This window comes from Acinetobacter sp. NIOH-H-8 (assembly GCF_046635365.1).
Taxonomy (GTDB): Bacteria; Pseudomonadota; Gammaproteobacteria; order Pseudomonadales; family Moraxellaceae; genus Acinetobacter.
On record NZ_JBHDVN010000008.1, the window covers coordinates 21,287 to 41,121 of the forward strand.

Genomic DNA, 19,835 nt, shown 5'->3' on the forward strand with positions numbered 1-19,835 from the left:
GATAATTCCAGTTTGGATATATTAAAATGGGAGATTTATGAATACTGCAGCTGAGATTCAGCTTCATATTGTGCCAAGGCCTCGTCCATGCTCATGTCAGCAGGCGGAGGCGGAACCTCAACTGGCTTAGCTTCTTCATAAGATACGGCACGTGCAGCTTTAGACTTCACCTGATACTCGATATAGAGCGCAGTCTTGCCAAAATAGTCACGCAGCTTGGCGAGAAGATCATCCAGTGGTGCAACTTTCCAGCTTAAGCCCAGATGCAGTTCAGCCGTGGCATAGCCATAATCCAGATACAGAATCACTGGAATATGCGTGCTCATATCCACATTGGTATATGGCATCAGAATTTGCTGCAAGTCACGGCTGAGGGTTTTGCTGTAATGTTCAGCTTGCAAGGTAATCTTGATGCTGTTAGCGCGTTTCTGACGGATTTCATTCAGGCTAAAGGCTTTGGTCAAACGACCGAGTGGGCGATCAAAACCTTCACGCTCGTAAATTTCACCTTCAATCACCACGACTTTATCAACCTGAACGATGTCTTTAAAGCGCTGGAAGCGTTCATGGTTGGTGGAGATTTCGATACGTGCCGTACCATCATCTAATGTCACCATCATCCGGTTCGGGAAGTTAGCGACATCGACTACCAGACCAGCAAACACAGTCGTTACACCACGACGGGTCGGGGTTAATTCATTGATCTGACAAGGTACGAATGCTTTTAGCTCATTACGATATACATCAATTGGGTGACCCGTTAGATATAGGCCGAGTGTATCTTTTTCACCTTTGAGACGGACTTCATCAGACCAAGGTTTCACCGGTTTGGCCGGTTTACGCTGAACTTCTTCAACTTCACCAAATAGATCCATGATCCCGGTTTCACGGTTCTGACGGGCCTGATCTGCAGCCTGTACTGCTTCAGGAAGCTGTGCCATTAAATCAGCGCGTTCAATGCCCAAGCAATCCAGTGCACCAGCACGGATCAAGGCTTCGAGCGTACGTTTATTGATTTTTTTCAGGTCGATACGGTGACAGAAGTCAAACAGGTCTTTATAAGGACCTTCTTTCTGACGTGATTCAATCACTGACTGCATTGCCGCTTCACCCACACCTTTAATCGCACCTAAACCATACACAATAGTTTTTGGATCACTGGCATGGAACTGGTAAATCGACATATTCACCGATGGTGGTAATACTTCCAGTCCGTTATGACGGCAATCATCAATCAGGAACACCACGTTATCAGTGTTCTGCATTTCCGAGGTCATCACCGCTGACATGAATTCAGCAGGATAATGCGCTTTCAACCAAGCTGTTTGATAGGCGACAAGTGCATAGGCTGCAGCATGCGATTTGTTAAAGCCATAGCCTGCGAATTTTTCCATATAGTCGAAGATATGGTTCGCCGTTGCTTCATCGATATCTTTTTTCGCAGCACCTTCAATGAAGATCTTACGCTGCTTGACCATTTCTTCAGGTTTTTTCTTACCCATCGCACGACGAAGTAAGTCCGCACCACCCAAGCTATAGCCGGCACAGAACTGTGCCGACTGCATTACCTGTTCCTGATACACCATGATCCCGTAAGTCGGCTCTAATACCTTTTCCAGTAATGGATGCAGGTATTCAAACTCGCCACCATGCATACGATGGATAAAGTCAGGAATCAGATCCATTGGACCCGGACGATATAACGATACGAAGGCGATAATTTCTTCGAACTTGCTAGGACGTGCTTCCTTCAACATCTTTTTCATGCCGACGGATTCAAACTGGAATACCGCGGTGGTATTCGCCGTCGCGAAGATGTTATAGGCTGGCTTGTCATCCAGCGGAATATAGGAAATATTCACCGGTTCGGTCACGTCTGGGCGTGTATTAATGTGCTTGATGGCATCTTCAATAACGGTCAGGTTACGTAGACCTAAGAAGTCGAATTTCACTAGACCGGCAGCTTCGACATCATCCTTATCGAACTGGGCAACACGCGCAGTACCATCAGCATCACACATCACAGCTGAGTAGTCAGTCAGCTTGGTTGGTGCAATTACTACACCACCGGCATGTTTACCGGTATTTCGGGTAATACCTTCAAGCTTCAGCGCCATTTCCCAGATTTCAGAAGCATCATCATAATCCGGATTGGATGGATTGGTAACGACGTCTTTCAGTTGTGGCTCGGCTTCCAAAGATTCTTCCAGGCTTAAGCCCAAAGGTTTGGTGGGAATCAGTTTGGAAATACGATCGGCCAGACCATAGGATTTACCCAAGACACGGGCTACATCTCGAATCGCACCTTTCGCTGCCATGGTACCGAAAGTCGCAATTTGCGATACCGCATCACGACCATAAGTCCGTGCCACATAGTCAATCACGCGGTCACGACCAGCGATACAGAAATCGACGTCGAAATCGGGCATCGAGACACGTTCCGGGTTCAAGAAACGTTCGAACAGCAGGTCATAGCGCAGAGGATCAAGATCGGTAATTTTCAAACTATAGGCTACGAGGGAACCCGCACCTGAACCACGGCCCGGACCAACCGGTACACCATTCCCTTTGGACCATTGAATGAAGTCCATTACGATCAGGAAGTAACCCGGGAAACCCATGTCCAGAATAATCTTGATTTCAAAGGCCAAACGTTCATCATAAGGCTGGCGGATTAAAGGCCAGTCTTCTTCACGTTTTTCTGGCGGATACAGGAAATTCAGACGTTCTTCTAAACCTTCTTCACATAAATGTGCGAAGTAGGTGTCGATAGTATGGCCTTCAGGAATTGGATAATCTGGTAAGTCATTAAAGCCTAGACGCAAGGTGACATTACAACGTCTTGCGATATGGAAGGTATTTTCAATCGCGGTTGGAATATCGCTAAACAGTTCCGCCATTTCTGCTGAGCTTTTAAAATATTGCTCAGGGCTATAGGTTTTAGGACGGCGATTATCACCAAGCACATAACCATCTGCGATACAGACGCGCGCTTCATGTGCTTCAAAGTCTTCGCGTGCAATAAAATGCACATCATTATGTGCAACTACACCAATATTATATTTCTTTGCGAGCTTTACCGCTTCTTCAATGAAAGTATCTTCATTAGCACGGCCAGTGCGGGTGAGGGCGAGATAAACACGATTTCCAAATTTCTCTACCCATTCTTGCAGTAGCGGTTCAGCTTTATCGGGATTTGAAGTAATCAGCATTTTGCCGACATCGGACTGCATACCGAGCAATACGATCATGTCATCGTGCTGATTCAAGATCCAATCTTTTTGTACGCAAGGAATATCCAGTTGCTGGCCGCTGATATAACCTTCAGAAACCAGTTCGGTCAGGTTGCGCCAGCCTTTGTTAGTCATAGATAGCAGGGTGACACGATGCTCGGCATCATTCAGACGAATTTCAGAACCGAGAATCGGTTTGATGCCCTTATCCAAACATTTTTTATAGAATTTAACAGCAGCATGTAGATTGGATAAATCAGTCAGCGCGAGTGCTGGCATCTCGTCATTCGCAGCAGCTTTGACCAAGTCAGGTATACGTACGATGGATTCAGTAATCGAAAATTCTGTATGAATACCAAGATGAACAAAGTGCATAAATGAGTCCCTGCAAAAACCACTCGATAGTTTAGCACGGGATTTATTGTTTCAGTTTGAAATTGAGGGGAAATGGTGAACTTTTAGATCTTAATTTAAAGTGGGCTTTGGAGTGATTATTCTACTTAAACAAGGATAATTTCCCTGAAATTAAATCTATAGCCCAGCGACATGGATGTCGCTAGTTGATCTGTGGCACAAGGAAGTGCCATCAGATCAACAAAGGTGTTTTGTCTTGCGAAGCTATGCTTCTCATGCCCCGTCAAAAGTAAGAGGAAACTTTTAAAGGTAAGGTTGGTTATCCTAAGATCAAAAGCAAAATAATATTTAGTAATAATTTTAATAGACAGCTCATAAATTCAGAAGAATTGAAATTTCAAAAATAAATGATTTCTATAATTCATGAGCGAGTACACTAAATCTCTTACTTTACTTTGAAAGATGAGCAGCACTGCTGTGCAAGGTAACAAAAATCTTCTGTTAGCTTGTTGATATGTCCTAAGTAAGATTTAAGCACTGCTTTAAAGTGAACGTAAGATAAGCCAACGGGCGACATCCATGTCGCCAACCTCGATAGTTAATAGGTTAATTAGGGTGTTATAGATTTTATACAAGAATAAAACCCTCAAAAAAGAGGGCTTTATTTACTTAGGAATTTAGCTTAACGAAGTCGAGATAACCAGTCACCGACACTTTGTACAATCTGCACCAGAATCAACAAGACAATTACAGTCATGATCACCACAGATGTATCAAAACGCTGATAACCATAAGAGATCGCTAAGTCACCAATACCACCAGCACCAACTGCTCCAGCCATCGCCGTTGCACCAATCAGACTGATGGTTGCAGTCGTCAGGTTAAGAATGAGTGAGCTACGCGCTTCTGGCAGAATAAACTTAAAGATAATCTGCATTGGCGTTGCGCCCATGGCTTGGGCAGATTCGATAATGCCTTCATTGACTTCAAGCAGTGACGTTTCCACTAGACGGCCGATATAAGGACCCACATAAATGGTCAGCGGAACAATCGCTGCCCACGTACCGATAGAAGTACCGACCAAAAATTTAGTGAGTGGAATCACTGCAATCAGCAGGATAATAAAGGGCAGGGAACGCAGTGCATTCACAATCGGGTTTAGAGCATGGTAAATCACACGGTTTGGCAGAATCCCGTTTGGACGAGTGACGAGTAAAATGATCGCCTGAATGAAGCCCCAGATACAGCCAAACAACATCGCAAAGAACACCATATGGAAGGTTTCTTGCAGTGCTGTAACAAACTGATCCATCGACAGCGAGCTTTTCCAGAATGGCGCAGTAATAGTGGTCAACCATTGTACAATTAAATCTCTCATTCTTGTACTCCTGCCTGATCTACTTGTACGCCGTTATCTCTCAGATATTGCATTGCCGCTGTGATTTGCGCTGGATCGCCTAAAAGCTGAATAAACATCTGGCCAATCACCGACCCATTAATTTCTGTCATATTGGCAAACAGAATATTCAAGCTGATATCAAACTGTTTGATCACACCCTGAATCACGGTTTCCTGCGCTGAGCTGCCCAGGAATTTTAAACAATAAATACTGTGATGATTCTGATTTTCCAGATTCGCCAGAATATTTACTGGCAAGTTCTGCTGGAGTACAGTTTGAATGAAGTTTTTCGTCGTTGGATGCTGAGGTTGACTAAAGATCTGCAGGGTAGAACCGGTTTCAATCACATCACCTTTTTCCATCACGGCCACATAATCGCACACGGTTTCGATCACATCCATTTCATGGGTGACCATGACAATGGTAATGCCTTGTTCCTGATTAATACGTTTCAGAAGTTGCAATACAGACTTGGTGGTTTGCGGATCAAGAGCAGAAGTCGCTTCGTCACAGAGCAAAATTTTTGGATGATTCGCTAGGGCACGAGCCATACCAACACGCTGTTTCTGACCACCAGACAGTTCATCCGGGAAAGCATGACGCTTATGTTTTAGATCAATAAAATCCAGCAGTTCTTCGAGACGTTTTTCCCGTTCAGCTTTACTCCAGCCAAGCAATTTCATTGGCATTTCAATATTGGCAGCCACTGTTTTAGTCTGCATCAAGTTAAAATGCTGGAAAATCATGCCGATCTGGGTACGTTCCTGACGCAATGATTTGGCATCCAAAGCAGTAAAGTTCGTGCCATTGATAATCACCTGGCCAGATGTTGGGCGTTCAAGCAGATTAATTAGGCGGATCAGGGTACTTTTACCGGCACCACTATAGCCAATAATGCCAAAGATACTGCCGGTCGGAATCTGTAAGTTGATCCGATTCAAAGCACGTAAGGTTTGACCCTTGAGCTCATACTGTTTGGAGATGTCTTTAAATTCAATCATAGTGTCAAATACTGCATCACGAATAAAAAAACAGGCAAGAAATCTTGCCTGTTCTGAATATTGATTATTGTATTACTTTTCTTCAGTTAAATAAGTCACTGGTTTATTTACAGCAACTTTAGTACCACCGAAGTGTTCATCAACATAGGCTTTCACAGCAGGAGTATGATACAACTGGCCAACTTTTTGAAGTACAGGATCATTTTGACGGTCAGCAGCCACAGCTAAAACGTTAACATTCATTTTAGTGCTTTGATCAATCGCTTCGTAGTAGATCGCATCTTTCAATACGTTCAGACCACCTTCCATTGCCAAAGTATTACCTAGAACAATCGCATCAACTTCATCTTTCACACGAACTGCGGTCGCCATTTGAATTGGCTTAATCACAATCTGTTTCGCATTTTCAGTAATGTCAGCAGGCGTGCCTTTTACCAGGTCAAAGTTTGGTTTAAGTTTTACCAGACCAGCAGATTGTAATAATAACAATGCGCGTGATTCATTCGCGCCGTCGTTTGGAATTGCAATCGTCGCACCTGTTTTAAATTCTTCTACTTTTTTTACTTTGCTTGAGTAGATCCCCATTGGCTCAAGATAAGTCGTAGAAAGCGGAGCGATCTTTTGAGTATTGGCGTCGTTATAAGCAACCATATAGGCATAAGACTGGAATGCGTTGACATCAATTTCTTTGTTGGCAACAGCAGTATTCATCGCCACATAGTCAGTGAAGTTTTTCACATCAAGTTTGATGCCGGCTTGTTTAGTTTCAGGCAAAGTTGAAATGTAGCGCCATACGTCAGCATCTGAACCAGTAGATGCCATAGTAACAGTTTGCAGTTCACCTGAGTCTTTGTTTTGTGCTGCATCCGTTGCAGGCGCTTCTTGTTTTCCGCATGCAGTTAAAGTCAGTACAGATGCACTGAGTAAAACGCCAAGTAGCTTTTTCATAAAGATGTCCTAATTTTCGTGTTGCCTAAAGTATATGCATTTTAAGGTCATGTTAAAGTGGAGTTTTATTACACTTTCAGCTGACCTTAGATCGAGTCGCATGTGGCTCCGGCAGGGAAAATGCAAATGTACTGCAACAGTTCACGTTAATTCGATCGGGTCAGAGTTCACCAAACCACTATAGAGATTCCCTATTTGGAGAGAGTAAATAGAGGTTTTATAAAAGATATTATAGTCAAATTTGGTGCTCTGAATGGGCGCAATCATAGCAATTATTATTTATTCAATATAGTGGATAAAAACTATTTACTTATCTTTTTAATAGAATATAAATTGAATGAAAATGATCAAAATATCAATGAATACAATATATTATTTTTATTGAAGATAAGGCGGAATTTCATATCGTTTAAAGATTGATCTTTATAAGATTTTATCCAATAGAAATCATAAAAATGAATAAACATGATAAATACATCAGCTCATTAAGCTACTGAAAGATCTTTTTTAATAAATGTTTAGGGAGGATTTGAGCCGTGTCTTATTTACCTGAGTAATTACTTTGATTGATTTCATACAATACATGCCAACATAAAGGGTGATCCGTAGGCAAGCGTGGATGCTGGAATTCTTGAGTCTTTACCATGCCTATCTTTTTCATCACCGCTTCGGATGGTGTATTGACTGTGGCAGTGAAAGACACAACTTTATCCAAACCTAAAGTGGTAAACGCGTAATCCAATACTGCACGTGCACCTTCAGTCGCATAACCTTGATGCCAATATTTTTTTGCTAGCCGCCAGCCAATTTCAATACAGGGTGAAAACTCAAACAATTTAGGTTGGGGTTGCAGCCCAATAAAACCAATAAATTCTTTAGTCTCTTTTAGCTCAACTGCCCATAAACCCCAACCATGCTGATCAATCTGCCGAGTCACTTTTTCGATAAATTGTAGACTTTGTTCAGGTGTCAGTAGGCTGGGAAAATAACGCATAACTTCATGATTTTGCCCCATAGCAATAAAAGCTGGATAGTCCGATGCTTGCCAAGGTCGAAGGATGAGGCGTTCTGTTTCTAACATTTCTAAAAATGGAGTTTAGTGATCTAGCTATTTATAAAACTATAAAGCCAAGCATGAGTAAAGTTGAAATTCTTCACTATAAAAAAACCCCGCATTCAGCGGGGTTTTTATTTAATCTAAATATAGATTAAGCATTTTCACGCACAATTGCACGGTAACCAATATCTTTACGGTATTGAACGCCGTCGAATATTACTTTTTCACAAAGCTCTAATGCTTTCGCTTGTGCTTCACCAATGGTATTACCCAAAGCAGTCACACAAAGTACACGACCGCCAGCAGTGACAATATCACCATTTTCATTGGCTTTGGTGCCTGCATGGAATACTTTGGCATCAGTCATTTCAGTATCTAGACCTGAAATCACATCGCCATTGCTAGAAGTTTCAGGATAGCCTTTAGATGCCAGTACGATACCGACAGTTTTACGCTCATCCCATTCAGCTTCTGCAGGAAGATTGCCTTCAAGACCTGCTTGAACCAAATCTACCAAAGATGATTTTAAGCGCATCATGATCGGTTGAGTTTCAGGATCACCAAAACGACAGTTGAACTCGATTACTTTTGGTTGACCTTTATCGTCAATCATCAGACCTGCATACAAGAAACCTGTGTATACGTGACCATCTTTTTTCATGCCTTCAACAGTCGGGCGCATCACTTCATTCATAGTTTTTTCAAATACGTCAGCAGTCACAACAGGAGCAGGAGAGTAAGCACCCATACCGCCAGTATTTGGACCTTGGTCGCCTTCAAAAATACGTTTATGATCTTGAGACGTCGCCATTGGCAAGATGTTGTCACCATCAATCATACAAATGAAAGAGGCTTCTTCACCAGCAAGGAATTCTTCAATGACTACGCGAGAACCGGCATCGCCAAACTTGTTGCCAGCCAGCATGTCATCAATCGCATCAAATGCTTCTTGATTGGTCATGGCAACAATCACGCCTTTACCTGCAGCCAGACCATCAGCCTTGATCACGATTGGTGCACCATTTTTCTCTACAAAGGCTTTCGCTGCATCTACTTCGGTAAATACATCGTAGAAAGCTGTTGGAATGTTATGGCGTTTTAAGAAGTGCTTAGCGAATGCTTTAGAGCCTTCCAGCTGAGCAGCAAATTGAGTTGGACCCCAAATTTTCACGCTTGCTTCGCGGCAAGCATCAACCACACCATTCACAAGCGGTGCTTCAGGACCCACAATAATCATTTCAACTGCATTATTTTTCGCAAAATCAATGATGGCAGGATTGTCGAGAATGTCCAAAGCGACATTTTCACATTTATTTTCAGTTGCGGTGCCTGCATTGCCCGGTGCAACAAATACTTTTGCCACTTGATCGTCTTGTGCGATTTTCCATGCAAGCGCATGTTCACGGCCGCCACTACCTAAAACTAAAATGTTCATCTTTAGAAAATTCCCTCGAAAATGAAATTCCACAAACCCAATGAGGTTTAAAAATCTTTTAACATCTTATAGCAAGATATTAAATAATCTACTGATGTAACAAACCCTCCTTACGAAAAGGAGGGTCTGGAATTTAATACTTAAAAATTAGTGGCGGAAATGACGCATGCCAGTGAATACCATTGCAATACCAGCTTCGTCAGCTGCTGCAATTGTTTCTTCGTCACGCATTGAACCACCTGGTTGGATGATGCATTTGATGCCGGCTTTAGCCGCATTGTCGATGCCATCACGGAATGGGAAGAATGCATCAGATGCCATAACTGCACCTTCAACCACGAGTCCTGCATGTTCAGCTTTGATCGCGGCAATACGAGCAGAGTTTACACGGCTCATTTGACCTGCGCCAACACCAATGGTCTGACGGTTTTTCGCATAAACAATTGCGTTCGATTTTACGTATTTCGCAACTTTCCAAGCAAAGATCATATCGTCAATTTCTTGTTCAGTTGGTGCGCGTTTAGTCACAACTTTCAGGTCATCTTTAGTGATCATGCCCAAGTCTTGATCTTGAACCAGTAAACCACCATTTACACGTTTGTAGTCAAGTTGTGGAGCACGTTCGTTAATTGCTGGAAGTTCACCACATACGAGTACACGTACGTTTTTCTTCGCGCCAGTCACTTCAAGTACGCCGTCAGCGATGCTTGGTGCAATGATCACTTCAACGAATTGACGATCCACAATTGCTTGTGCAGTTGCAACGTCTAATTCACGGTTGAATGCAATGATGCCACCGAATGCAGATTCAGGGTCAGTTGTATAAGCAAGATCATAAGCAGCTTTGATGCCGTCTAGAGAAACTGCAACACCACATGGGTTCGCATGTTTTACGATCACACAAGCAGGTTTCGCAAATGATTTCACACATTCAAGTGCAGCATCAGTATCCGCGATGTTGTTATAAGAAAGTTCTTTACCTTGTAGCTGCTTAGCAGTCGCAACAGAAGCTTCTTTTGCAGCAGGATCTACATAGAAAGCAGCAGACTGATGCGGGTTTTCACCGTAACGTAAGTCTTGAGCTTTGTTTAATTGAGTATTGAAAGTACGCGCAAATTTGTCTGCCTGACCTTCTTCTTTACCTACGCGAGCGCCTAAGTAAGATGCGATCATACCGTCATATTGAGCAGTATGTTCGAATGCTTTAACCGCAAGGTCAAAACGGGTTGCATAAGATAAAGCACCATCAGCTTTAAGCTCAGCAATTACAGTTGCATAGTCAGCAGCATTTACTACGATGCCCACAGACGCGTGGTTTTTCGCAGCAGCACGAACCATTGTTGGACCACCGATGTCGATGTTTTCAATTGCATCAGCTAGTGAACAGTTTGGTTTCGCTACAGTTGCAGCAAATGGATACAGGTTAACAACGACAAGATCGATCGCATCGATGTTGTGTTCAGCCATCACAGCTTCGTCTAGACCACGACGAGCCAGGATGCCACCATGAATTTTCGGATGTAGCGTTTTTACACGGCCGTCCATCATCTCTGGGAAACCAGTGTGCTCCGAAACTTCTACTACAGCAACATTATTGTCTTTCAACAATTTGTATGTACCACCTGTAGATAAAATTTCTACCCCAAGAGCAGCAAGGTCTTGTGCAAATTCCACAATACCGGTTTTATCGGAAACAGAGATTAAAGCGCGTTTAATAGTCATGATCTTCGTCACAGTTACCAAGGAACAGATTAAATCTAAATAGCTAATTAACAGTCAAAAAAAATGCCTGCGGTAGCCGCAAGCATTTTATCATTTATTCACTCATTAAACCGTGAGCTTTTAACTTTTTACGTAAAGTACCGCGGTTTAGTCCGAGAATCTCGGCAGCGCGTGTCTGATTACCACGCGTATATTCTAGAACGACAGATAATAAAGGCTTCTCCATTTCTGCCAGCACCATGTCGTACACCTGAGAAGGTTGCTCGCCTTGCAGTTGTGCAAAGTAGTGGCGAACTGCGCGATCTACGTGAATACGAAGAGCGACATCAGATTGTGCAGTAAAAATAGGAGATTTGCTATTCATGCGAATTAATCCGAAAAATCAAATATCACTTGGGTAAAGCGATATATAAAAGTGGTCTAGAAATTGAAATGAACTCCATTTTAGATCCTAAAACTGGAGTTCTAAAACTTGGTCATTACATTGAGCTTGTAGCTTGCCACATCTCGACGATTTGGTCGAAAAATAAGCGTAACAATAGTTAAAGTTTTGTTACTGACCAAAATCAAAACAAAAAAATCTGCTCGATACGCAATAAGTTTTATAGCGCATTAGGCAAGACTGTATTTGTTGTGAAAAAGTAGCGAGGAGTTTGCAGCACATAGCTTTCGTGGCGCGTATAATACCATTGTCTCGGGAAAAGTGAGCAAGAAAACTGCATTTTTTTTAACTTTTTTTTCGTTTTTTAATAGTTTTTATCAATATTAAGGTCGAATTATTTCCAAACTGTAATTATCGAAGTCTTTACGGTCGACAGGAAGCACAAATTCAAATTTAAATGGGCTGTTTTGGGGAATACGTTGAATCTTAACCAGGCTTTCGATCAGGTATTCCTGAGGTTTTAAATTATAAGTCGCCAAGACTACACCCTGATCTTTAAGGTGAACTCTTAAGTTTGGCATTTCCAGACTGCGCTTGTGGAAATTGATTAGCTCACCACTAAACTGGGTTTTATCTGTGGCAATCGCTTTGGCTTTGACCTTATTAGTATTGATCAGATTGTAATGTTCTTCCAGATTGGAACAGTTGAACACTTCACAGATATTGTTAAAAGCCACACTCATCACATGACTATTCTTAATATAGTGTGGATTGAACCAGAAGAATTGAAATAAAAGTAAGCCAAATAAGAACAGGTTTAGGCTGGTCCAGCCTAAATAATAAAGCGGGCCTTTATTGTGCTGTTTATCAGCCTGATCATCCCAGTTCATGCTAGGCAGTACTGCAATCGGTTCAGTACTGAAATAATTCAGGTTGTTCAGATAGGTCTTCAGATCAATATTTGAGTTTTCAACTTTTTCATCAAAGATGTTCAGTAAATAGTGCTGATCTGAAGAATTAGCTGAAGAAGTAGATTTGGTGAGGTTTCTATTAATATAAGAAACATGACTTGGCGTATGGGTAAGGGCGACCGAATTCTGTGCTTCGGTCACCAGATGCGATAAAGCATTAAAGGTCGTACTACATTTTGGGCAGCAAACCATGCCTTGGGCAATGGTTAATTGCGCAACCGTAACTTTATAGGTTGTAGAGCAGGTCGGGCAGTGGGTTCGCTTGTCACTCATAAATGTTTATAGACTCTTTAATTCTTATGGCGTTTCCCCGAGATACGGCACCAGTGTTCATCGCGTTTTTCTACTTCTAATATATCAAAATGTTTTGAGTAAATGCTAGTAACATCAGCAACTTGCTCTTCGATAACACCTGCGAGTGCGAACTCTGCCTCAGGTTTGACCAATTCTGCGAACTCAGGCTCAAGCATCATGAGTGGGCCAGCCAGAATATTAGCAACAAATACATCTGCTTTCTGCTCACCAAGCTCTGCATTGAACTCTTCCGGTAAACCAACATAAAGTCGATCCAATACGCCATTCAGTTCAGCATTCTGTTTGGTGGCCAAAACAGCTTGTGGGTCAATATCAGTTGCATAGGCATATTTGGCACCAAGTAACAATGCAGCGACAGCCAGAATACCTGAACCACAGCCATAATCGATCACGATCTTGTCTTTTACATCGGTTTTGCCCAGCCATTGCAGGCAAAGGAAAGTAGATGCATGGTTACCTGTACCAAAGGCCAAACCTGGATCAAGTTTAATATTCACTGCATCTGCTTCAGGCGCTTGCATCCATTCTGGAACAATCCAGAATTTTTCAGAAATCTGGATTGGCTCGTAGGCATCCATCCAGGTGCGTTCCCAAGCTTGATCTTCCAGGAATTCATGCCGGATCGGTGCTTCAGGTAGTTGTGCGCGAATAAAGGTTTCCAATGCAGCTACATCGATTTCTTCTTCGTCATCTTCCTGAGCATAGATGCCAGTCACGATCACTTTATTCCAGAGTGGTGTTTCACCTGGAAGTGGTTCCAGCAAATCCTGGTTTTCAGCATCATCCAGAGTGACACTTACGGCGCCCAGTGAGCTAAGTAATGTTTCAGTAAAATCTACCTGAGCCTGATCAACTGTAATATGAATTTGTAACCACTTCACAGAAATAACCTTTATACATTTTTTCAAAAAGCTATTGTAACGGAAGTTCGGCTTGAAGGTGTGATCTTCTTGAGACGGAGTTAAATAAAAAGGATGCTTTCGCATCCTTTTTATGAAAACCGGTTAAAACGCATTTTCCTGAGTGGGAGAAATGCTAGGACGTGCAGTTACTGGAGCAAAGCGATTCAGTAATAATCCAAAAATAGCCGCGAAGATATACATGAAGATGGAATAGACCGCAGCAGGCATGGCAACCACAGTGCTGGACATGACAGTAAGTGCAATGGTCATGGCGAGTGTACTGTTATGAATACCGATCTCGAAAGCGCTGGCACGTGCCTGAGCAGAATTGATGTTCATTAGTCGTGGAACAAAATAGCCAATCATTAAGCTGAAGAGACAGAACAGGGCGGTTGCTAAACCCACCTGAGTCAGATATTCGGCAATATTAGCGCGTTCACTATAAATTGCTCCGGCGATAATCAGTACTAGAAAGAGGACTGCAAAAATGCGAAGAGGCTTGTTTAACTTTACTGTAAGTGCAGGCGCATAATGACGAATCAACATACCAATCGCGACTGGTATAATAATGATACCAAACACTTGCAGAATCTTTCCGAACTGCAAGCTGATCTGCTGACTGTCCTGCATAAAATGCATAATGGAAAAGTTCATAATTAAAGGCAAGGTAAATGCAGCAACCACCGAATTGATCGCAGTCAAGGTAATATTGAGGGCTAGATCGCCTTTAAACAGATAGCTGAACAGATTTGCGGTACTGCCACCTGGCGATGCGGCCAGCAACATCAGACCAACAGCTAGTAAAGGTGGTAAAGTCAGAACTTTACATAGAATGAAAGCAATGCTTACCAGTAGAATTAATTGACAAAACAAGGCAACCAGCACTGCTTTAGGGTGCTGGCTTACCCGGGCAAAATCTTTGAGCGTGAGTTCGAGTCCTAATCCCACCATGATGATGGCGAGTGCGAGGGGGAGGAATATTGTTATGATGCCAGAGTCCATCTGCATGCTCCTTATAGAAATTTATTTTAATAGTTTTAAATTTTCTATAAAAAGCATACAGCTTAAGCATGCATTTGACTTAGGAAGTTACAAATCTGATAAACGACTCTTGCCACTATAGCTAAGCTTTTGCTGACTAATCATAAAACCAAAAATACCGGCAAAAACGTACATGACAATTGAATAAATACCCGCAGGGATGGCAATGGTGACATTATTGAGGACAGAAATCGCAATCGTCATTGATACAGTTGTGTTGTGAATGCCGACTTCAAAGGTACAGGCGCGTGCCATCTTGTCTGGGATATCCATTAATAAAGGTAGGCAATAACCGAGAAACAGGCTGGAAAAACATAATATGGAAGTAGCAATCCCGATACTGGCAAAATATTCGATGATGTTAAAGCGCTCTTGGAAAATGGCATAAATCAAGAGCATGCTTAAAAAAGCGATAGATAGAAACCGCATTGGCATATGTACAATATCTGAAAGCTTTGGAAATTTTGCCCGAATCAGCATGCCGATCACGACCGGAATAATTGTAATCAGAAAAACCTGAGCCATTTTTTCAAGCGGTAAGCCGATGCCGGTATCATGTCCTATAAAATAGTACAGGGACAGGTTCATAATAAAAGGTAAGGTGAAAATAGAAATAATCGTATTGATGGCGGTTAACGTGATATTAAGCGCCACATCACCTTTATAAAGATAGCTCAGCAGATTGGCAGTGGCACCTCCTGGAGAGGCAGCTAGCAGCATCATGCCTACAGCAAGCAATGGTGGCAGATCCAGTACCAGACAGATTAAAAAGGTTAAACCGGTTAAAATGACCAGTTGTGAGAATAAGACAATAAAAATCACCTTGGGATAACGACTAACATGCAGAAAATCCTTGACTGTTAACTGTAGTCCTAACCCCATCATCGTAATTGCCAAAGTAATCGGCAAAAACAAACTAAAAAACCCCGAATCCATGAAGTTTCCTTTTTATTATTCATTTTTTAGGTATGCTTTGAGTTTAGCGTAGATGAATAAATAAGCAATATAAAAACGGGTAAAATTTATGCATTTTACCCGTTAAGTTTCTGATTAAAAATATATTTAATCAGCTATATAGTGATTTACATCCCTGATTGAGATGGGGTTTGAGGCTGAGTTTGCATTTGTGACTGTGGACGTGGAGGGGTAAAGCCTAATGCACATTTACCATTGACCTGAGTGCCATTAATGGTTGCTGAAGTTTTGCCGCCTGAACTACAAGATGTATAAAGTTCAGGTTCATCGCCTTTGATATTGGTTGATGATGAAGGGAAGAACTGTTGCTGACAGGTACCATTCCAGATAATGCCGCGGTAAGCAAAACTTACAGGAGCGCCCTCTGATTTACCTTTACAAACTTGCTGGTATTTTTGGGCATTATAAACCTTCTCGACTTTATCATTTGCTGAGGCTGCAAATGGAGCGAAACATAGACCGCAGAGCGCTGTTGCTAGGAAAATATTCTTATTCATCATGTATACCTTTGTTTGTAATGTGACCACTTTATAGATTAAAAACTAATCAATATTAAACAATATGAGTCGGGTAACTTTTTGAGTTTAGATGTTTAATTTATATAGTAAGTATGCAAAGTTTAATTACATTGCTTTATTAGCTGGCAGAGTAAATTCCGAAGGATAAATTCAAGTGATTTTGTCAACTTTGGAAGGAAGTTTGCTATAATGTTCAGCTATCCTTTTTCTATCTCTCTATTTACCACTATGCACTATCCTAAAGTATACGATGTCATTGTTATCGGTGGCGGTCACGCAGGTACGGAAGCAGCACTGGCTGCAGCACGTATGGGTCGACAGACATTACTCTTAACTCATAACATTGAGACTTTAGGGCAGATGAGCTGTAACCCGGCCATTGGCGGGATCGGTAAATCACATTTAGTGCGTGAAATTGATGCCTTGGGCGGTGCGATGGCGCTGGCTGCCGATAAAGGCGGTATTCAATTCCGTATTCTGAATTCACGTAAAGGCGCAGCAGTTCGTGCAACTCGTGCGCAGGCTGACCGTGTTCGTTATAAAGCAGCGATTCGTGAGACTTTAGAAAATCAAGCGAATCTGGATATCTTTCAGCAAGCAGCAGATGACCTGATTGTTGAAGGCGATACTGTTAAAGGTGTCGTGACCCAAATGGGTATTCGCTTTGATGCGAAAACTGTGGTGCTAACTGCAGGTACATTCTTAGGTGGTGTGATTCACATTGGCTTAAACAATGCTTCAGGCGGTCGTGCTGGCGATCCTCCTTCAATTTTATTGGCACATCGTTTACGTGAGTTAAACTTACCTGTAGGTCGTTTAAAAACAGGTACACCGCCACGTATTGATGCACGTTCAGTCGACTTCTCTGTCATGACACCGCAGCCGGGTGATTTCCCGTCTCCAACCATGTCATTTATGGGTGATGTGTCTATGCACCCTGAACAGGTGAACTGCTACATCACGCATACCAATGAACGTACCCATGAGATCATTCGTGGCGGTTTAGACCGTTCACCGATGTACACTGGTGTGATTGAAGGTGTAGGTCCACGTTACTGTCCATCAATTGAAGATAAAATTCATAAATTTGCTGATAAAGATTCACACCAAGTATTCCTTGAGCCTGAAGGCCTGGATACACATGAGCTTTATCCAAACGGTATTTCAACTTCTTTACCATTTGATGTTCAGTTTGAATTGGTGCGTTCAATCCGTGGTATGGAGAATGCACACATTCTTCGTCCGGGTTATGCGATTGAATACGATTACTTTAACCCGCAAGCATTGAAGTTCACTTTGGAAACCAAAGCGATCAATAACCTGTACTTTGCTGGTCAGATTAATGGTACTACTGGTTATGAAGAAGCGGGGGCACAAGGTCTGCTTGCAGGTTTGAATGCTGCACGTCGTGCATGGGATCAGGAACAATGGACACCAAAACGTGATGAAGCGTACATGGGTGTACTGGTTGATGACCTGATTACTTTGGGTACTAAAGAACCGTACCGTATGTTCACTTCACGTGCGGAATACCGTTTGATGTTACGTGAAGACAATGCGGATCAACGTTTAACACCAATCGGTCGTGAAATGGGTCTGGTAGATGACGAACGTTGGGCAGCTTACTGTGAAAAAATGGAAGCTGTAGAGAAAGAAACAGGTCGTCTACAACATCTTTGGGCTGCACCAAACAACCCAATGGGTAAAAAATTCGTTGAGATGACAGGTGCGGATCTTTCTAAAGAATGTTCTGCAATTGATTTGTTAAAACGTCCAAACATCACTTTCGCTCAAATTGCAGAGCTCACAGGTTCTGAAGTTTCACCACAAGTGGGTGATCAAATTGAGATTGCGGTGAAATACGAAGGTTATATCAACCGTCAGCATCAAGACGTTGCACAAATGAAACGTTTAGAGGAAACCAAGATTCCTGCTGATTTTGACTATGATGTTGTTTCAGGTCTTTCTCGTGAAATTACATTGAAGTTAAAAGATATTCGTCCTGAAACACTGGCTCAAGCAAGCCGTATTCCGGGTGTAACACCTGCGGCAGTTCAATTGGTGATGATTACGATTCGTAAGAATGCCCAAGCGAAAAAATCTGCATAAGATTTTGAAGTGATAAAAAACCCGCGTAATGCGGGTTTTTTATATTTAATGAAGTTAAAAAAAATTAAAAAATCAATTATTTCATGAATAAATTCAGTAATTTTGCTATGTTAATTGTGGGAAATGTACAACAATGAAGCTAAAACATGGATAGAGAAAAATACATACGGGGTGCGATTTACGGTTTACTTGTTGGTGATGCGGTAGGTGTGCCTTATGAGTTTAAAGTGCCGAGCCAGCTGCCTGATATTGAACAAATTGATATGATTCCCCCAAAAGGATTTGCGCGGACTTATGCCAGTCTTCCAATTGGAACGTGGTCAGATGATGGTGCACAAGCATTATGTTTGTTGGCCTCATTGTTAGATCAAAAGAAACTCAATCCTGAAGATTTTATGCAACGGATTTGCGATTGGTACCAATCAGGTTATATGGCTGTCGATGGTCAGGTATTCGATGTGGAAATTCAAACGGTTGATGCGATACATCATTATCAATCGGGTATCTAGTTAAATCAAGTTGCGAAAAATGATGAATATGCCAATGGTAATGGTGCGCTGATGCGTGTATTGCCTTTAGCGCTCTGGCATCAAGGCTCTAATCGTGAATTAATAGAGGCGGCATTTATACAATCACATCTGACTCATGCGCATATCCGTTCTAAATTATGTTGTGCATTATATTGTTTATGGGTAAGTAAAATTTTAGATGGTTGTTCTATTCAAGATTCATGGATAGAAGCAATTGAAATGCTCAAGCGTGAATTGAGTGATCAGAATGGTGCGTTAGATGAGCTTGAGCACCATATTTTAAGTGATGACTGGGATCGACCGACAGGTACTGGCTATGTCGTAGATTGTTTAAAGTCGGCATATTACGCACTACAAGCTAGCGATTATGAAAAGGTGATTAAGACAGCAATTGCGCTGGGTAATGATACAGATACGACTGCATGTGTGGCGGGTGGTATAGCTGGTTTATATTATGGTGTAGATGCAATTCCATCATCTTGGATGAATCATTTACGAGGTAAAGAAATGGTGGAAGAATTGCTTGTGCAATGGTTGTAGAAATTTTCTAAAGAATGACTGCGATGATGTTGGGATTTGCTAAAATATTCAAAAGTTCCACATCTAGATCATTCCAATGCCATACCAACTCGTTGAACTCGATATCCAAGCCACAGACAACATCGCTTGCCCTCATTGCCATCAAGACATCATTAATTGGCAAGAAGAGCAGTATGTTCAACCCTGTGAACATACCTTGTTTATTGCCATGGATATCGGCTTTGAATACATCACCGATGAATTTGAGCAAACTATGCGAAAAACAGTGGATGAACTGCATGCCAATGATGACATCGTCAACATGTTCGAAGAAATCGCCACAAGTACTTATCCGAATTATCTGATTTTAAAGTCTGATTTGGGTGCAGCAGGTTATTCACGTTATATCGGTTTAACAGTGTAA

The 19,835-nt window shown here is 42.0% G+C and carries 15 protein-coding genes and 1 pseudogene; 3 read left to right on the top strand and 13 right to left on the bottom strand.

The window, feature by feature from the left end; translation table 11 throughout:
* Positions 1-35: 35 nt before the first annotated feature.
* The 13 genes from dnaE to ACEWB7_RS05390 form a co-directional block, all read right to left on the bottom strand.
* Entirely contained in the window at positions 36-3,608 is a 3,573-nt protein-coding gene (dnaE, locus tag ACEWB7_RS05330) for a DNA polymerase III subunit alpha (RefSeq protein ID WP_312317018.1), read from the bottom strand.
* 661 nt (positions 3,609-4,269) lie between these two features.
* Positions 4,270-4,965, bottom strand: coding sequence for a methionine ABC transporter permease (locus ACEWB7_RS05335; protein ID WP_004786199.1), 696 nt, complete (start codon positions 4,963-4,965; stop codon positions 4,270-4,272).
* Positions 4,962-5,987: a methionine ABC transporter ATP-binding protein gene (locus ACEWB7_RS05340; protein WP_312317021.1), complete on the bottom strand. Its 1,026-nt coding sequence runs from the start codon at positions 5,985-5,987 to the stop codon at positions 4,962-4,964. Before ACEWB7_RS05340 ends, ACEWB7_RS05335 begins: the two co-directional genes overlap by 4 nt.
* Before the next feature lie 72 nt (positions 5,988-6,059).
* Complete coding sequence (locus tag ACEWB7_RS05345) at positions 6,060-6,935, bottom strand: MetQ/NlpA family ABC transporter substrate-binding protein (protein ID WP_004786195.1); 876 nt, start codon at positions 6,933-6,935, stop codon at positions 6,060-6,062.
* 541 nt (positions 6,936-7,476) lie between these two features.
* Positions 7,477-8,016, bottom strand: a complete 540-nt coding sequence (locus tag ACEWB7_RS05350) for a GNAT family N-acetyltransferase (protein ID WP_312317023.1) — start codon at positions 8,014-8,016, stop codon at positions 7,477-7,479.
* A gap of 127 nt (positions 8,017-8,143) precedes the next feature.
* Entirely contained in the window at positions 8,144-9,427 is a 1,284-nt protein-coding gene (gene purD / locus ACEWB7_RS05355) for a phosphoribosylamine--glycine ligase (protein ID WP_312317026.1), read from the bottom strand.
* Between the two features lie 147 nt (positions 9,428-9,574).
* Positions 9,575-11,149: a bifunctional phosphoribosylaminoimidazolecarboxamide formyltransferase/IMP cyclohydrolase gene (gene purH / locus ACEWB7_RS05360; protein WP_312317028.1), complete on the bottom strand. Its 1,575-nt coding sequence runs from the start codon at positions 11,147-11,149 to the stop codon at positions 9,575-9,577.
* Positions 11,150-11,243: 94 nt separating this feature from the next.
* Complete coding sequence (gene fis, locus ACEWB7_RS05365; RefSeq protein ID WP_001086304.1) at positions 11,244-11,513, bottom strand: DNA-binding transcriptional regulator Fis; 270 nt, start codon at positions 11,511-11,513, stop codon at positions 11,244-11,246.
* Positions 11,514-11,914: 401 nt separating this feature from the next.
* Positions 11,915-12,775, bottom strand: coding sequence for a DUF3426 domain-containing protein (locus ACEWB7_RS05370; protein WP_125278348.1), 861 nt, complete (start codon positions 12,773-12,775; stop codon positions 11,915-11,917).
* A gap of 17 nt (positions 12,776-12,792) precedes the next feature.
* Positions 12,793-13,698, bottom strand: coding sequence for a 50S ribosomal protein L11 methyltransferase (gene prmA / locus ACEWB7_RS05375; RefSeq protein ID WP_034590222.1), 906 nt, complete (start codon positions 13,696-13,698; stop codon positions 12,793-12,795).
* 123 nt (positions 13,699-13,821) lie between these two features.
* Positions 13,822-14,721: a bile acid:sodium symporter family protein gene (locus tag ACEWB7_RS05380; RefSeq protein WP_125278346.1), complete on the bottom strand. Its 900-nt coding sequence runs from the start codon at positions 14,719-14,721 to the stop codon at positions 13,822-13,824.
* 87 nt (positions 14,722-14,808) lie between these two features.
* On the bottom strand, positions 14,809-15,696 hold the full coding sequence (locus ACEWB7_RS05385; protein WP_312317034.1) for a bile acid:sodium symporter family protein: 888 nt from the start codon (positions 15,694-15,696) through the stop codon (positions 14,809-14,811).
* Between the two features lie 146 nt (positions 15,697-15,842).
* Positions 15,843-16,232 carry a hypothetical protein gene (locus tag ACEWB7_RS05390; protein WP_051065385.1) on the bottom strand — a complete coding sequence of 130 codons (390 nt, stop codon included), beginning with the start codon at positions 16,230-16,232 and terminating at the stop codon, positions 15,843-15,845.
* Positions 16,233-16,481: 249 nt separating this feature from the next.
* On the opposite strand from ACEWB7_RS05390, the gene mnmG reads away from it, so the two are divergent.
* The 3 genes and pseudogenes from mnmG (at position 16,482) to ACEWB7_RS05405 (ending at position 19,835) form a co-directional block, all read left to right on the top strand.
* The gene (mnmG, locus tag ACEWB7_RS05395; protein WP_208461710.1) at positions 16,482-18,362 is read left to right on the top strand and encodes a tRNA uridine-5-carboxymethylaminomethyl(34) synthesis enzyme MnmG; all 1,881 of its coding nucleotides are present in this window, start codon (positions 16,482-16,484) and stop codon (positions 18,360-18,362) included.
* 146 nt (positions 18,363-18,508) lie between these two features.
* A pseudogene (locus tag ACEWB7_RS05400) lies at positions 18,509-19,432 on the top strand (ADP-ribosylglycohydrolase family protein).
* Positions 19,433-19,508: 76 nt separating this feature from the next.
* Positions 19,509-19,835 carry a hypothetical protein gene (locus ACEWB7_RS05405; protein WP_125278344.1) on the top strand — a complete coding sequence of 109 codons (327 nt, stop codon included), beginning with the start codon at positions 19,509-19,511 and terminating at the stop codon, positions 19,833-19,835.

Bases quoted from the DNA above. Each gene is read 5' to 3' on its own strand.
- dnaE (WP_312317018.1), bottom strand. From the start codon at position 3,608: ATGCACTTTGTTCATCTTGGTATTCATACAGAATTTTCGATTACTGAA.
- ACEWB7_RS05335 (WP_004786199.1), bottom strand. From the start codon at position 4,965: ATGAGAGATTTAATTGTACAATGGTTGACCACTATTACTGCGCCATTC.
- ACEWB7_RS05340 (WP_312317021.1), bottom strand. From the start codon at position 5,987: ATGATTGAATTTAAAGACATCTCCAAACAGTATGAGCTCAAGGGTCAA.
- ACEWB7_RS05345 (WP_004786195.1), bottom strand. From the start codon at position 6,935: ATGAAAAAGCTACTTGGCGTTTTACTCAGTGCATCTGTACTGACTTTA.
- ACEWB7_RS05350 (WP_312317023.1), bottom strand. From the start codon at position 8,016: ATGTTAGAAACAGAACGCCTCATCCTTCGACCTTGGCAAGCATCGGAC.
- purD (WP_312317026.1), bottom strand. From the start codon at position 9,427: ATGAACATTTTAGTTTTAGGTAGTGGCGGCCGTGAACATGCGCTTGCA.
- purH (WP_312317028.1), bottom strand. From the start codon at position 11,149: ATGACTATTAAACGCGCTTTAATCTCTGTTTCCGATAAAACCGGTATT.
- fis (WP_001086304.1), bottom strand. From the start codon at position 11,513: ATGAATAGCAAATCTCCTATTTTTACTGCACAATCTGATGTCGCTCTT.
- ACEWB7_RS05370 (WP_125278348.1), bottom strand. From the start codon at position 12,775: ATGAGTGACAAGCGAACCCACTGCCCGACCTGCTCTACAACCTATAAA.
- ACEWB7_RS05380 (WP_125278346.1), bottom strand. From the start codon at position 14,721: ATGGACTCTGGCATCATAACAATATTCCTCCCCCTCGCACTCGCCATC.
- ACEWB7_RS05385 (WP_312317034.1), bottom strand. From the start codon at position 15,696: ATGGATTCGGGGTTTTTTAGTTTGTTTTTGCCGATTACTTTGGCAATT.
- ACEWB7_RS05390 (WP_051065385.1), bottom strand. From the start codon at position 16,232: ATGAATAAGAATATTTTCCTAGCAACAGCGCTCTGCGGTCTATGTTTC.
- mnmG (WP_208461710.1), top strand. From the start codon at position 16,482: ATGCACTATCCTAAAGTATACGATGTCATTGTTATCGGTGGCGGTCAC.
- ACEWB7_RS05405 (WP_125278344.1), top strand. From the start codon at position 19,509: ATGCCATACCAACTCGTTGAACTCGATATCCAAGCCACAGACAACATC.